We start from the raw sequence: 13205 nt of genomic DNA on the forward strand, positions 1-13205 counted from the left end.
GCCGAGGCCGGGCTCGACGGCCTGCCGGTGGTCGCCGTGGGCGGTCCGGCCCGGCTCGCCGCCGTCCGGCGGGCCGCCGCCGGGGCCGGTCGGGCGGTCGGCCTGCCCGCCGCCGCGGACCCGGCGCTGGCCGCCGTCCTGGGCACCGCCCTGGTGGCGGCCGGGCTCGTCGACCCGGCCGACCGGTACCCGTACGAGGTGCTGATCGGCGCCCGGCGGGTCCACCGCGGGCGGCTCGCCGAGACCGAGCTGACGCTGTGCGGGCCCGGCCGCCTGGTGCCGGGCGGCGCCACCGTGTTCGCCGAGCGGGCCGGGCGCCGGGTCGCCGTCGGGGGCGCCGGCGAGCGGCCGCGCGAGGCCGAGGTGCGGGTCCGGGACGGGGCCGGCGGGCCCGCCGTCCGGGTCGGGGCGGTCACCCTGCCGGCGAGCCGGGCGGGCGAACGCTTCCACATCGGGATCGCGATGGCGGCGGCCGGCCCGACCCGGCTCGTGCTGCGGCCCGCGGGCGGCTCCGGCGAGCCGCACGAGTACCCGCTCGGCGAACTGCCGGGCGTCCTTGAGGGAGACCACCGATGAATCCGTCGCGCACGGCCCGGCCGCCGGCCGCGCTCCTGCTGCCAATCCTCCTGCTGGCCATCCTCCTGCCGGGCCTGCTCCGGCCCGGTGCCGCGCACGCGGCCGACCCGAACCGGCCCACGCGCGCCGAGGTCTACCAGGCCCTCGGTCTCGAACACCAGCCGGCCGACTACGTCGTCCTCGTCGACACGTCCCCGTCGATGACGCAGCAGGGCCGCTACGGGACGGTCCGCCAGACGCTCCAGACCTTCCTCGCGGGGCTCACCGGCGCGGACCACGTCGCCCTGTACACCTTCGACACCACCGTCGTCGCCCGCTACATCGGCGCCGCCGGGAACCCGACGGACATCCTGTCCCGCCTGCCCGCCGCCCCGAGTGCCAACGGCGACACCGACATCGGCGCGGCCCTCAACGCCGCGCTCGGCGAGCTGGAGCGCAGCGACGCCCTGCCGATCGCCTCCGTGGTGCTGATGACGGACGGCGAGAACGCCCCGGCGGCCGGCAGTGCCTACCCCGTCGCCGCCACCTCCACCTGGACGGCCGCCCTGCACGCGCGCGCCGCCAAGCTCGCCGGGCACACCGACCTCGTCGGCTACGCCCTGCCCCTGGCGACGGGCGCGACCGGCGCGGAGCTGCTGCGCCAGGTCGTCGCCGACACCCGGGAGCTCGTGCCCGGCAGCATCCAGGACCTCGGCTCCTACCTCCAGCGCGCGGGCGAGGACACCCGCCTCCGGCAGGCCCGCGCGATGCTCGCGCCGGACCACGGACAGGGCGTCACCGTGTCCTGGTCGGGGCCGCCGACGCTCGACCTGGGCAAGGGCGAGGCGACGGGCACGCTCTCGTTCACCTCGCACGCCGCCCGCGTGCCCCTCTCGGTCGACGGAATCGCCGTGTCCGTCGCCGGCCACCCCTTCGAGGTGTCCGGGCTGCCGTCCTCGCTGATCCTCTCCCCCCGCTCCACCCAGGACATCCCGGTGCGGATCACCGGCCGGCTCGACGGCGGACTGCTGACCCCGCAGCACGTGGAGCACACGAGCTCCACCCTGAAGGTCACGGGGACGGTCGGCTCGCCGTGGCAGCCCGCCCTCGCGCCGGACCTCCAGCTCGACATCCCGCCGGCGCTCCAGCCGGCCGGGCTCCCGGTGGACGTCTCCGGGCAGGTCGGCTCGGCGGCGACCCTGCCGCTCATGATCGGCCTGCCGCTGCTGGTCCTGCTGGTGCTCGTCCTCGCGTGGCTGCGGGTGTACCGGCCCGCGCTGAACGGCGTGCTGCTCATCGAGCCGGCCTTCGGCGAGCAGATCCCCGAACACGTCCCGCTCACCGGCCGCCGGATGCAGCTTCGCCCGGCGCTGGGCGGGGCCGGGCGGGTGCGCGGCCGGCGCCGGGTGTCGGAGCGCGGCGCCCGGATCGACCTGCGCATCCGCTACAGTCCGGACGGCTCGCAGGCCCGCGCGAGCTCCGTCACGTGCGCACCCGGCAGCCGGGTGGTGGCCGCGGGCACGGCGTTCGTCTACCAGCCGGTGCCGGCCGAACCGCCGGGGCGGCCGTCGTGACCGCCACTGCGGTGAACGTCGCCGCGACGCACGTCGGCACCCGGGCGCTCGGCCCGGGGCTGCGCTCGGTCGTGTGGGTGCAGGGCTGCCCGTTCACCTGCCGCGGCTGCATGTCCCCGGACTGGATCCCGGACCGGCCCGCCCGGCTCGTCAGCCCGGAGGCGCTCGCCACCGAGTTGCTCGCGGACGAGCGGGTCACCGGCCTGACGCTCTCCGGCGGCGAGCCGATGGCCCAGGCCGCCGCCCTGGCCGAGACCGTCGAACTGGCGCGCGCCCGGCGGGACGTCTCCGTCCTCTGCTTCACCGGCCACCGCCTGGAACGCCTGCGCGAGCACCCGCCGCACCCGGGCGTCCCCCGCCTGCTCGCCCTCGTCGACGTGCTCGTGGACGGCCTCTACGTGGCCGGGCACAACACCGGACGCGGCCTGCGCGGCAGCACCAACCAACGGGTGCACCGGCTCAGCAGCCGTTCCCGGGCCGAGGACCACGACTACGAGAACGGCCCGCGCAGCGCCGAGATCGCCCTCGACGGGCCCGAGGCTCTGCTCGTCGGCGTGCCGCCCACGGGCCTCCTGGAGGCCTTCGACACGGCCGTCACCACCGTACGGAACCGGATCGCGCAAGCAGACCCAGGGAGGGCACGATGAGCGGCCGCAAGCAGATCCAGGTGGACGAGTCCCAGTGGTACCGCCTGCTGAAGAGCGCCGACGAGCTGAAGACGGTCCGCCGGGACCTGCCCAAGCTCATCCAGGGCGTGCGCGAGCAGGCCCGCGCCGACATGGCCGGCGAGTTCGAGGCCGTGCGGCGCCGCCAGCAGCAGAGCGAGGAGGCCGTCCGCCGGCTCAGCGACCAGAACCGCGCGCTGGAGGAGGAGACCAACCGGCGGCTCCACCAGCAGGCCGCCGACCTCCACCAGCGGCTGACCCATACGGCCGGAGAGCTGCGCGCCGAGACGCGCACGCAACTCGACGAGCAGCGGCGGAAGTTCGAGACCGATCTCGCCGAGGAACGCCGCGAGCGCCGCGCCGAGATCGCCGGACTCACCGCCGACGTCAAGGAGTTGCAGCACGACCGCACCAGGGCCGAACAGCTCTCCGCCACCTGGCTCGCCGACGCCGGCTCCATGGCCGATCTCATCACCGACACCCTCCCCCACGAGCGCTACGCCCCGGGCGAGTTGGACGCCGTCCGACTGCGCCTCGGCCAGGCGCGCGGCAACCACGACCTCGGCCGCTACGACGCCGCGCTCGCGGTGGCCCAGGAGGGCTACTACACCCTCAGCGAGCTCCGCGTCCGCATCGAGCAGGCCGAACTGCTGCGCCGGTCCTGGCAGTCCGCGGCCGTCCAGGCGGTGCTGCTGGTCGAGCAGCAGGTGCGGCGCAGCGCGCAGCTGCCGGTCGTCGGACCGGATCAGCGGGAGATCCCCGGCTACGCGCTCGACGTCGACTTCTGGTCGGCCGGCGCCCTGGACGAACTCCGCGACCGCCTCGACGAGTTGCTGGAGCGCTCGCGCGACGAGGCCACCACGGCCGAGGAGCTGGAGCGCATCTGCCGGGAGGAGGCGCCGGCCCTGGAGGCGCAACTGGCCGACACCGTGCGGCAGGCGCGCCTGTGCCAGCTCGCCTCGCAGATCCGCGTCAACCTCGCCGACGAGGTGGTCCAGGCGCTGGCCGAGACCGCGTTCTACGCCTACGTCGAGGACGACTTCGTCGGCTCCGACCAGCGCGGCGCCCACATCACCCGGCTGCGGCACGAGACCGGCAGCGAGATCGTCATCGACATCGACACCGCCGACCCGGCCTCGGGCCGCAACGTGATCCGGGTGATCTCCTCCGACCGCGACACCGAGGCGGAGGCCGACCAGCGCGCCCGCGCCGAGGCGGTGCGGCGGATGCTGGAGGCCGGCGGCCACCAGGCGCACGCCCCCGTCCCGATGCCGCGCCTCGAACCCGGCGCCCCCGACCTCAGGACCGACGACCCCCGCTACGACCTGCGGCCCAAGCCCCAGGGCGAGGGCGCATGACCACACTCGCGCGCGGCGAACGCTTCCGCGACCTGCGCCTGAGCACCGACGAGCCCTTCACCGTCCTGTACGGCCCCGGCGTGGACGACGTCTTCGTCGACCCGGACTACCGGGTGCGCACCCTGGAGGAGACCCTCTGGGAGCTGCTCCACGCCGAGGGCTACCAGCGCATCGTCTACTCCTCGCTCAGCCGCCCGCTGTACTTCCGCGACCCGGAGTCGCGGCGGCTGAGCCGGCCGGGCGGGGAGCCCGCGCCCGCGCGGCCGGCCGGCGCGATGCGGCGGCTGCGCGGGCCCCTCGGCGCCCTCCGGCTCGTCCCCGACGCGCCGCCGGCCCCGGCCCCGGCCGCGGCGCCCGCCCGCGTCACCGGCGTCGCCGACCCCTTCGCGGTCATGACGCACCTCGGCCAGCTGCGGCAGCGCGAGGTGCGCACCGCCGTCGTCTACATCCAGGCCGAGGAGACCCTCGTCCACAACGAGGCCTCCCGGCAGCTGGCCGGCGCCCTCGCCGACCGGGCCCAGGACCGGCTCGGCCGCAACCGGTGGATCTTCGTCTTCCGCCGCTCCACGCTGGAGGAGGTCGAGCGGGTGGTCGCCGACCGGCGCGTCTACCCCGCCCTCGCCGCCTTCCTGCGCACCGAGATCGACCAGCCCGCCCGGGGCGGGGCGTTCCGGGTCGGCTACCCGGACGAGTCCGAACTCGACCGCATGGTCCAGCAGTTGCGCCTCCGCGAACACCTGCGCATCGGCGACTGGCGGGAGCTCGCGCCGCTCGTGCGCTCCTTCGCGAGCACCCCGCGCCGCGCCTCCGCCTGGCGCGAGGACCTGCGTCTGCTCATCTCCGACGGCGCCGCGCTCGACCGGCGCACCGTCCTCGAACGGCGCCTGGTCACCACCGTCACCCCGCACGACGAGAGCCCCTGGGCGCGTCTGGAGGCCATGCCGGGCCTGACGCCCGTCAAACGCCACCTCCACCGCCTGCGCAACCGCATCGAGGCCGAACGCGCCCTGCCCGCCCGGCGCGACGCCGCCACCCAGCACCTCCTCTTCACCGGCAACCCCGGCACCGGCAAGACCACCGTCGCCCGGCTGATCGGCGAGATCTACCGCGACCTCGGGCTGCTGCGCCGCGGGCACCTGATCGAGGCCGACGCCTCCGACCTCGTGGCGGGCTACGTCGGCCAGACCGCCGAGCGGACCAACGCCCTGATCGACCGCGCCCTCGACGGCGTCCTCTTCCTCGACGAGGCCTACGCGCTCAGCGACCAGCGCGACGGCTTCGGCGGGCAGGCGATCACCGCACTGCTGGCCCGCATGGAGAACGACCGCCACCGGCTGGTCGTGGTGCTCGCCGGCTACCCCGACAAGATGCGCGAGTTCCTCGCCGCCGACCCGGGCCTCGACCGCCGGATCCGGGCCCACATCGAGTTCCCCGACTACGACCCGGAGACCCTCCTCACCATCCTGCTCGGCATGCTGACGGAACGTCAGCTCACGCCGACCAAGGAGACCCGCGAGCTGCTGGAACGGGTCGTCACCGGCATGCACCGCGTCGCCCGCGAGGGCTTCGGCAACGCCGGGGCGATGCGCCTGCTCGCCGACGACCTGTTCGACACGTGGGCGGGCCGCGTCCAGCGGCAGGTGCACCTGCCGCTGCTCCCCGCCGACCTGCCCGAACGGTACCGCTCCTACCCGCCGAAGCCCGTCCCGGCCGCGGCCGACCTGCTCGCCGAACTCGACCACCTGGTCGGCCTGCGCGAGGTCCGCGAGTTCCTCACCGGCCTCACCGAACGCCTCGCCCTGCGCCAGGCCCGCGGCCTGCCCGGCACCGCCGTCCCGCACATGCTCTTCCTCGGCCCGCCCGGCACCGGCAAGACCACCGTCGCCCGCCTGGTCGGCCGCATCTGCCACGCCCTCGGGCTCCTGCACACCGACGAGGTCGTCGAGGTGACGCGCGCCGACCTGGTCGGCCAGTACGTCGGCCAGACCGCGCCGCGCACGCGCGAGGTGGTCCGCTCCGCGCTCGACAAGGTCCTGTTCATCGACGAGGCCTACAGCCTGGCCTCCGGCGACGGCCGCAACGACTTCGGCGAGGAGGCCGTCGACACCCTCCTGCGCGAGATGATGGAGAACCCGGGCCGGCTCGTGGTCATCGCGGCCGGCTACCCGCGCGAGATGCAGCGCTTCCTCGACGCCAACAGCGGCCTGCGCTCCCGCTTCGGCGAGACGCTGCACTTCGCCCACTACCCGACCGCCGACCTCGTGCAGATCCTGCGCAACCAGGCGGCGGCCCAGCGCTACCGGCTCTCCGACGACGCCGCGCGCCGCGCCGCCGCCTGGTTCGACGCCCAACGCGCGGCGCGCCCGCACGACTTCGGCAACGCGCGGGCGGTGGGCGGCCTGCTCCAGACGATGGAGACCAGGCTGGCGCGCCGCCTCGGACCGGACGGCTGGGACGGGCCCGCCGAGGAGCCGATCACCTTCGCGGGGGAGGACGTGCCGCCGCTCTCCTGAACTACTGGTCCGCCCAGGACAGGGCGGCGTGCGTACCGTCGTCCTCCTGCTCACGGCGCTCCAGCAGCCCGGCGAGGATCTCGTCGACCCGGGTGAGCCTGGTCTCCAGCGAGGCCGCGAGCGCCTCGGCCTCGACCAGCGCCGAGCGGGCCCCGCCGTCGGAGCCGTCCGAGCCGTCCGCCTCCACGCTCTCCGGCGCGAGCGCCCGGGCCAGTTCGGCGTCCGCGTGGGCGTGCAGGCGCAGCGAGGCGAGCTGCTCGACGCGCCGGGTGCGCACGCTGTCCAGGCGGTCCCGCACCTCGGCCAGACGAGCACTGCTCTCCTCGAACCTCCGCTGCTCGACGCTGAGTTGATCGTCCACGTCCTGGGCGCGGGCGAGCCGGTCGCGGGTCTGCGGCGAGAGCGCGGCGAGCTGCTCCTCGGAGAGCCGCACGAGCCGGTCGGCGCTCGTGCGCAGGACGTCCTCGACGCCGGTGTCCTTGCCGCGCAGGGCCAGCAGGCGGGCGGTGATGACCTCCTGCTGGCGGGCGAGCCCGTCGAGTGCCGAGACGATCCGCTCCAGGCGCCGCAAGTCGTCGACCTGTCGCCGCAGTTCGGTGAGCTCGGCGAGACGGCGACGCAACTCGTGCTCGCGCTGTTCCAGTTCGTCGAGCGCCTCCCGTTCGGCCTGCACGGCCCGCTTGGCCGCCCGCAGCCGGTCCGCGAGGTCGCCGACGTCGCGCCGGACGGCCGCCCCGGCCAGCACCGCGTCGAACAGCACGTCGACCGCGTCGCGCAGGCCCTCCCCGGCCGTCAGGGCGTCGTCGAGCTCGTACAGCGCTTCAAGTGCGGACGCGCCACCGGGCCCGCCGTCGATCCCGCGCAGTTCGGCGCACACCCATTGCAGCGCGGCCCCCAGCACCCGCAGCGACGCGACGACCTCGCCGTCGCCCACCGCCTCCAGCGCCGCCGCGATCTCCCGCCTGGCCCGCTCCACGCCGTCACCCCCAGCCGTACCCGCAGCCGTGCCCACGTCCGGGCCCCGATGGTAGCGGCGGAACGCCCACCCGACACCCGCAACGACCAAGCTCCCGGGGACCGTTCGGGCAGCGAGTCGGAGCCGGCGGGCCCGGCTCCGCCAAACACCCCCGCCACACCCCCGCCCACCGCTATCCTGCGACCGTCGCACCACCGCACGACCCCGCGCGCACCTCCTCCCCCCTCTCGCGGCCCCGCCGCCCACCCCTGCGACACCCCGGCTCCGCCGAACACCCCCGCCACACCCCCGCCCACCGCTATCCTGCGACCGTCGCACCACCGCACGACGTCACCAAGTGGGGGTCACCATGCCGGAGTTGCTGCGCTTCCAGGGACCGGACGACTCCTCCCTCGTGGTCGAGGTCGACGACGACTCCCCCGGCATCCAGCTCGTCTCCCGCAGCGACGAGGGCATCGCCGAGGCCGCGCACCGCCTCGACGCCGCGCTCACCGCGTGCCGCCCCACGCTCGAATCCGTCCTCGCGGTGCTGCGGCACCTCAAGCCCGAGGAGATCGAGGTGTCCTTCGGCATCAAGCTCAACGCCGAGGCCGGGGTCGTCATCGCCAAGACCGCCACCGAGGGCCACTTCGACGTCAAACTCAGCTGGAAGTCCGGTCCGGCCGCCGCGAGCTGACCGGTGGCGCCCAACCCGGCCCGCGCGCCCTGGGTCGTCAGCATCCAGCCGCACGGGCGTCCCCTGCCCGAGGGCGGCGGCACGCTCATCTCCGAGCGCCTCGTCCTCACCTGCGCCCACGTCGTCGACCCGGGCACCCCCGCCGAGCCGCCGGACGGCCCGGTGCTCGTCCGCTTCCCGTTCCTGCCCGCGCACGAGCCCGTCCCCGCCCGCGTCCTCCCCGGCGGCTGGCACCCGCCCAAGGAGTGGGCCGGCGACGTCGCGATCCTGGAGCTCGACGCCCCGGCGCCGCCCGGGGCCGAGCCGGCGCCGCTGCGCCGCACCGACGCCGACGTGTTCGGCCACACCTTCCGCGCCCACGGCTTCCCCGCCGAGCACAAGACCGGCGGCGTGCCGATCCGCGGCGAGATCGTCGGGTACGCCGAGGGCGACTGGCTCCAGCTGGAGTCGACCGCGCAGACCGGCTGGGCCGCCGAACCCGGCTTCTCCGGCGCACCGGTGTGGAACAACACCCTGCACGCGGTGATCGGCGTGCTCGGGCGGCGGCAGAAGCCGGGCCGCGCCGACCGCCGGGTGGGCTTCGCGCTGTCGCTCGACCCGATCGCCCGGCTCTGGCCGCCGCTCGCCGCGCTCGTCCACGACATCACCGAGCAGGAGCGCCGCGAGCGCCTGGCCCGCCTGCTCGCCGTGCCCCTCGCGCCGTCCGGCGAGCTGCCCAGGCTCGACCAGGTCGACCCGCACGACCTCGGCGTCAGCGAGTCCACCTACACCGCGAGAGGTTGCGAGCCCTACCTCGACCGACCGGCCGCCGACCGCGAGGTGGACACCGCCCTCGCCGCCGGCGGCTTCGTCCTGGTGGCCGGCCGGTCCAAGGCGGGCAAGTCCCGCACCCTGCACGAGCGCCTGAGCCGCGCCCACGGCGCCGCCCGGCTCGTCGTCCCCCGGCGCGGCCGGCGCGACCTGGAGGAGCTCGCCCGGGCCGGCCTGCCGCACTCCCCCGGCCAGGTCGTCGTCTGGCTCGACGACCTGCACCACTACCTGCTCTCCGGTGCGCTCGACGCCCACGCGCTGGACCTCCTGCTCCAGCACGACCCGCCCTGCCTGGTCGTCGGCACCCTGACCCACCGCCACCGCGAGGAGCTCGCCGGCCTGGAGAACGAGGTCGGCCGCGCCACCCGCGAGGTGCTGCGCCGCGCCACCGTCGTGCACCTGCCGCACACCCTCACCGACGAGGAGCGCGAGGCCGCCGCCGACCTCTACCCGCAGGAGGACCTCTCGCTGCGCGGCCTCGGCGAGATGCTCGTCGCCGCGCCCGCCCTGGAGACCCGCCTGGAGGCCGGGCCGGAGAGCTGCCCCGAGGGCCGCCTGCTGGTCCGCGCCGCCGCCGACTGGGCGCGCATCGGCTCCCCCGTCCTGCTCGACGAACCGACCCTGCGCGAGCTGTTCGACCGGTACCGGCTGCGCTTCGTCGAGCTCGACCTGGACCCCGGCGACGGGCCGTACCGCACCGCGCTCGCCTGGGCCCGCGACCGCGCGCAGGCGGGCATCGCCCTGCTCGTCCGCGCGCGCGACGACGCCGGGCGGCCCGGCTACGAGGTCTTCCCCTACGTCGCCGAGTACCTCGACACCGCCGTCGACGCCGAGGCGGTCGACGACGCGGCCTGGGAGCTCGCCGCCCAACTGCTGGACGGCGCCGACCTGGCCACCCTCGGCATGGTGGCCGTCCTGCACGACCGCGCCGACATCGCCGAGCAGCAGCTGCGCCGGGTCGTCGCCGAGGACGCGGACGACGACCTCACCGCCGGCGCCGCCCTGGTCCTCAGCACGATCCTCGTCTACCGCCGCGAGTTCGCCGAGGCCGAGACGCTCCTCCGGCGCGCCGCCGACTCCGGCGTCGAGGACGTCGCGGAGCTGGCCCAGGCCGAACTCGGGAGCCTGCTCTCCGGCCGCGGCGAACACGAGTCCGCCCGCGCCCTCCTGGAGCGGGCGGTCGGTGCGCCGGACCCGGAGATCTCGCTGCTGGCCCAGATCGCGCTCGCCGGCGTGCTCTGGCAGCTCGGCGAGGCCGAGCAGGCCGAGCGGCTGCTCACCGCGGTGCTCGCGCACGGCGTCGAGCAGATGCCGCCGTCCGCCACCGCCCGGCTCGGCCAGGCCCTCAGCGGCCAGGGCAGCACGGCCGTGCTCGCCGGGACACCGGGCATCGGCGGGCAGGAGCAGGGCAAGCGCGTCCCGGCGCTGCGCTCCGCGCCGGCCGCCGCCGACCCGCCGGCCGACCAGCCGTGGACCCTGTCCCGGGCGGTCGGCACGTCCGCCGCCTCCTCGATCTCCGGCATGGCCCGCGCCGGCCTCGGCGGGCTCCTGGTCGGGCGGGGCGAACTCGGCCGGGCGGAGGAGCTGTTGCGCTCGGTCCTGGCGGACGGCGACCCCGAGGCGCGCCCGATCGCCCAGGGCGCGCTCGGCGAGCTGCTGATCGTGCGGTCCCGCTACGGCGAGGCGGCGGAACTGCTGGAGCTCGCCGTCGCCAACGGCGGGCCGTGGGTGGAGGTCGGGGCCAGGCTGTGCCTGGGCGTCGCCCGGGTCTTCCTCGGCGACACCGACGAGGGCCTCGCCCACCTGCGGCAGGTCGTCGACCTCGGCCACCCCGACCGCAGCCCCGAGGCCATGTCCGTCCTCGGCCACTGGCACCTGGGCGAGGGTCGGTACGCCGAGGCCGAGGAGTGGTTCCGCCGGGCCATCGCCACCGACCACCGCGACTGGTCCATGACCAGCCGCAACGGCCTGGCCTGCGTCCTCTACAGCCGCGACGGGGACGACACCGGCACGTGCGCGCTGCTGGCCGAGGTCTCCGCCTCCGGCCACCGCTTCGAGGCGCCGCGCGCGGCCGACCTGCTCGGCGACGTCCACGTGCTGCGGGGCCGGCCCGAGGAGGCCGTCGACGCCTACCGCCGGGCCATCGCCCACGGGCACCATGTGTGGTCCTGGCAGGCCCGGGTCGACCTGGCCCTCCTGCTCGTCGGCGCCGTCCCCGACCCGCGGTCGGCCGCCGCGTTCGACGACGCCGACGAGGCGGCCGCCCTCCTGACCGAGACGGCCCGCTCCCCGCACCCCGACCTCGGCCCCCGCGCGGCCGACCTCCTCGGCGACCTGATGGTCGCCGTCGGCCGCCCCGACGAGGCCGTCGACGCCTACCGCCGGGCCGTCGCCTCCGGCCACCCCGAATGGTCACTGGTCGCCCGGATCGACCTCGCCACCCTCCTGGTGGACCTCGACCGCCCCGACGAGGCCGAGGCGCTCCTGCGCGAACTCATGGCCTCCGGCCACGCCGTCGCGGCGGGCACCGGCGTCGCCCTGCTGGGCGTGCTCCTCGTCCTCACCCCGGGCCGCGAGGCGGAGGGCCTCGCCCACCTGCGCACCGCCGTCGACACCGCCGGCGGCCCGGCCCTGCAGCTCGCCCGTTTCCACCTGGCCACGCAGCTCCTGGACACCGAAGAGGAGGGCCGTGCCGAGGAGTTGCTGCGCGCGGTGCTCGCCGACGAGCCCTCCGACGTCACCGGGGTCGCCCGGGCCATGCTCGCCGCCCTCCTGCTGGACCGCGACGACACCCAGGGCGTCGCCGACCTCCTGGCCACCGACGACGACCCCGTTCCCGCCTACGTCGCCGCCGGCGAGGACCTCCTGGAAGTCGGCGAACTCGACGCCACCGTCCGCCTCATGGAAGCCGCACGGGAGCTCCCGGCGAGCCCCGACACCCCGCGCGCCACGACCCTCCTCGGCATCGCCCTGCGCGCCCGCAACGACTTCCCCCGCGCCCGCGACGCCCTGACCGAAGCGCTGGAGACCACCGGACCCGACCTCCACCACCTCGTCCGCCGCTACCTCGGCAGCACCCTGTTCCGCCTACGCGACTTCGCCTGCGCCGAGGAGGTGCTGCGCCCGGTCGCCGAGGACGCGCAGAGCCCGCACCACCCGGAGGCGGTCCTCCTGCTCGCCCTGGTCGTCGACAGCATGCCCGACCGCGAACGGGACGCCGCCACCTGGTTCGAGACCGCCATCCACGCCGAGGACCCCGACATCGCCGCCCGGGCCCGCGTCCACTACACGTCCCTCCTCCAACGCCTGGGCGACGAGACCCGCGCCCGCGAAGTCCTGGCCATGCCCACCGGCCCCTCGGCCTCGGCCCCCCGCGAACTCCCCACCCCACCCCCACCTGCCCCCGACGGCCTCCCCGCAGCCGTACTCCTACTCCTGGCCGAACTCGCCGACGCCGAAGACGAACCCGCCGAAGCCACCTACTGGCGCACCCGCGCCACCGACGCCACCGACCGCTGACGCTCCCCGTCGCCACTCGACAAGGAGCCCCCATTCACACCCACTGGCCCCGCCGCGGGACCCATATCGCGGATCAACCAGCCCGGCAGCCCGGGTTCAAAGCCACCGCTTGGCTGCTTCCACGCTGTCACCGCCGCTGGTGTTGAAGGCGATTGCCGCCTTCGGCGCATACCGCCGGACCAGGTTCACGACCTGCTCGAAGAGCGGCAAGAGAGGTTCCGGCTTGCGGATCCCACCCCCGATGACGACAACGTCCCAGTCGCACTCGGACAGTGCTGACACCATCGTGGACTCCGCGGACTCATCCAACGCGACCAGTGCCATGACTCCTCCTCCGGCTGACGCCGGGGGCTTCTCGCTAACCCTGGCGGGCGTTGCGACGGACAAGCCCTGCCCGTAGAACGTTGGTGGCTCCCACCGTGTCGGCGTGCGCCGTGTGGCCGCAGGCGACGCAGTGGAAGGTGTCCTGGTTGGGCCGGTTCTTTGCCGCGACGTACCCGCACTCCGGGCGCGGGCAGGTGCGGGAGGTGTTGCGGGGGTCCACGGCGATCACTTCCCG

9 protein-coding genes and 1 pseudogene are annotated in these 13205 nt (G+C 75.6%); 7 read left to right on the forward strand and 3 right to left on the reverse strand.

What is annotated here, in order from left to right; all coding sequences use genetic code 11:
- The 5 genes and pseudogenes from ACFVU9_RS44135 to ACFVU9_RS44155 form a co-directional block, all read left to right on the forward strand.
- Positions 1-576, forward strand: a pseudogene (locus ACFVU9_RS44135) (hypothetical protein); the annotation flags it as partial.
- Positions 573-2129 carry a vWA domain-containing protein gene (locus tag ACFVU9_RS44140; protein ID WP_387603502.1) on the forward strand — a complete coding sequence of 519 codons (1557 nt, stop codon included), beginning with the start codon at positions 573-575 and terminating at the stop codon, positions 2127-2129. The pseudogene ACFVU9_RS44135 and the gene ACFVU9_RS44140, both read left to right, overlap by 4 nt.
- Positions 2126-2776 carry a 4Fe-4S single cluster domain-containing protein gene (locus ACFVU9_RS44145; RefSeq protein WP_387603505.1) on the forward strand — a complete coding sequence of 217 codons (651 nt, stop codon included), beginning with the start codon at positions 2126-2128 and terminating at the stop codon, positions 2774-2776. The genes ACFVU9_RS44140 and ACFVU9_RS44145 overlap by 4 nt, the downstream gene beginning before the upstream one ends.
- A complete protein-coding gene (locus tag ACFVU9_RS44150) occupies positions 2773-4152 on the forward strand; it encodes a hypothetical protein (protein WP_387603508.1) in 1380 nt (459 codons plus the stop codon). Before ACFVU9_RS44145 ends, ACFVU9_RS44150 begins: the two co-directional genes overlap by 4 nt.
- The gene (locus ACFVU9_RS44155; protein WP_387603511.1) at positions 4149-6665 is read left to right on the forward strand and encodes an AAA family ATPase; all 2517 of its coding nucleotides are present in this window, start codon (positions 4149-4151) and stop codon (positions 6663-6665) included. Before ACFVU9_RS44150 ends, ACFVU9_RS44155 begins: the two co-directional genes overlap by 4 nt.
- A 1-nt stretch (position 6666) precedes the next feature.
- On the opposite strand, the gene ACFVU9_RS44160 is transcribed toward ACFVU9_RS44155, so the two are convergent.
- The gene (locus tag ACFVU9_RS44160; RefSeq protein ID WP_387603514.1) at positions 6667-7641 is read right to left on the reverse strand and encodes a hypothetical protein; all 975 of its coding nucleotides are present in this window, start codon (positions 7639-7641) and stop codon (positions 6667-6669) included.
- Between the two features lie 349 nt (positions 7642-7990).
- Between ACFVU9_RS44160 and ACFVU9_RS44165 the strand changes: the two genes are divergently transcribed.
- Together ACFVU9_RS44165 and ACFVU9_RS44170 are read left to right on the forward strand one after the other, a co-directional pair.
- Positions 7991-8317, forward strand: a complete 327-nt coding sequence (locus ACFVU9_RS44165) for a CU044_2847 family protein (protein ID WP_380447751.1) — start codon at positions 7991-7993, stop codon at positions 8315-8317.
- A 3-nt stretch (positions 8318-8320) separates the two neighbouring features.
- Entirely contained in the window at positions 8321-12646 is a 4326-nt protein-coding gene (locus tag ACFVU9_RS44170) for a tetratricopeptide repeat protein (RefSeq protein ID WP_387603517.1), read from the forward strand.
- Between the two features lie 96 nt (positions 12647-12742).
- Here the strand turns inward: ACFVU9_RS44170 and ACFVU9_RS44175 are convergent, their stop codons facing one another.
- Positions 12743-13033: a hypothetical protein gene (locus ACFVU9_RS44175; protein ID WP_387603520.1), complete on the reverse strand. Its 291-nt coding sequence runs from the start codon at positions 13031-13033 to the stop codon at positions 12743-12745.
- Positions 13005-13205 (reverse strand): zinc ribbon domain-containing protein (locus ACFVU9_RS44180; protein WP_387603523.1); only part of this gene is annotated, 201 nt, incomplete at its 5' end. The genes ACFVU9_RS44175 and ACFVU9_RS44180, both read right to left, overlap by 29 nt.

The sequence above is a fragment of the Kitasatospora sp. NPDC057936 genome, from assembly GCF_042887525.1.
Taxonomy (GTDB): Bacteria; Actinomycetota; Actinomycetes; order Streptomycetales; family Streptomycetaceae; genus Kitasatospora.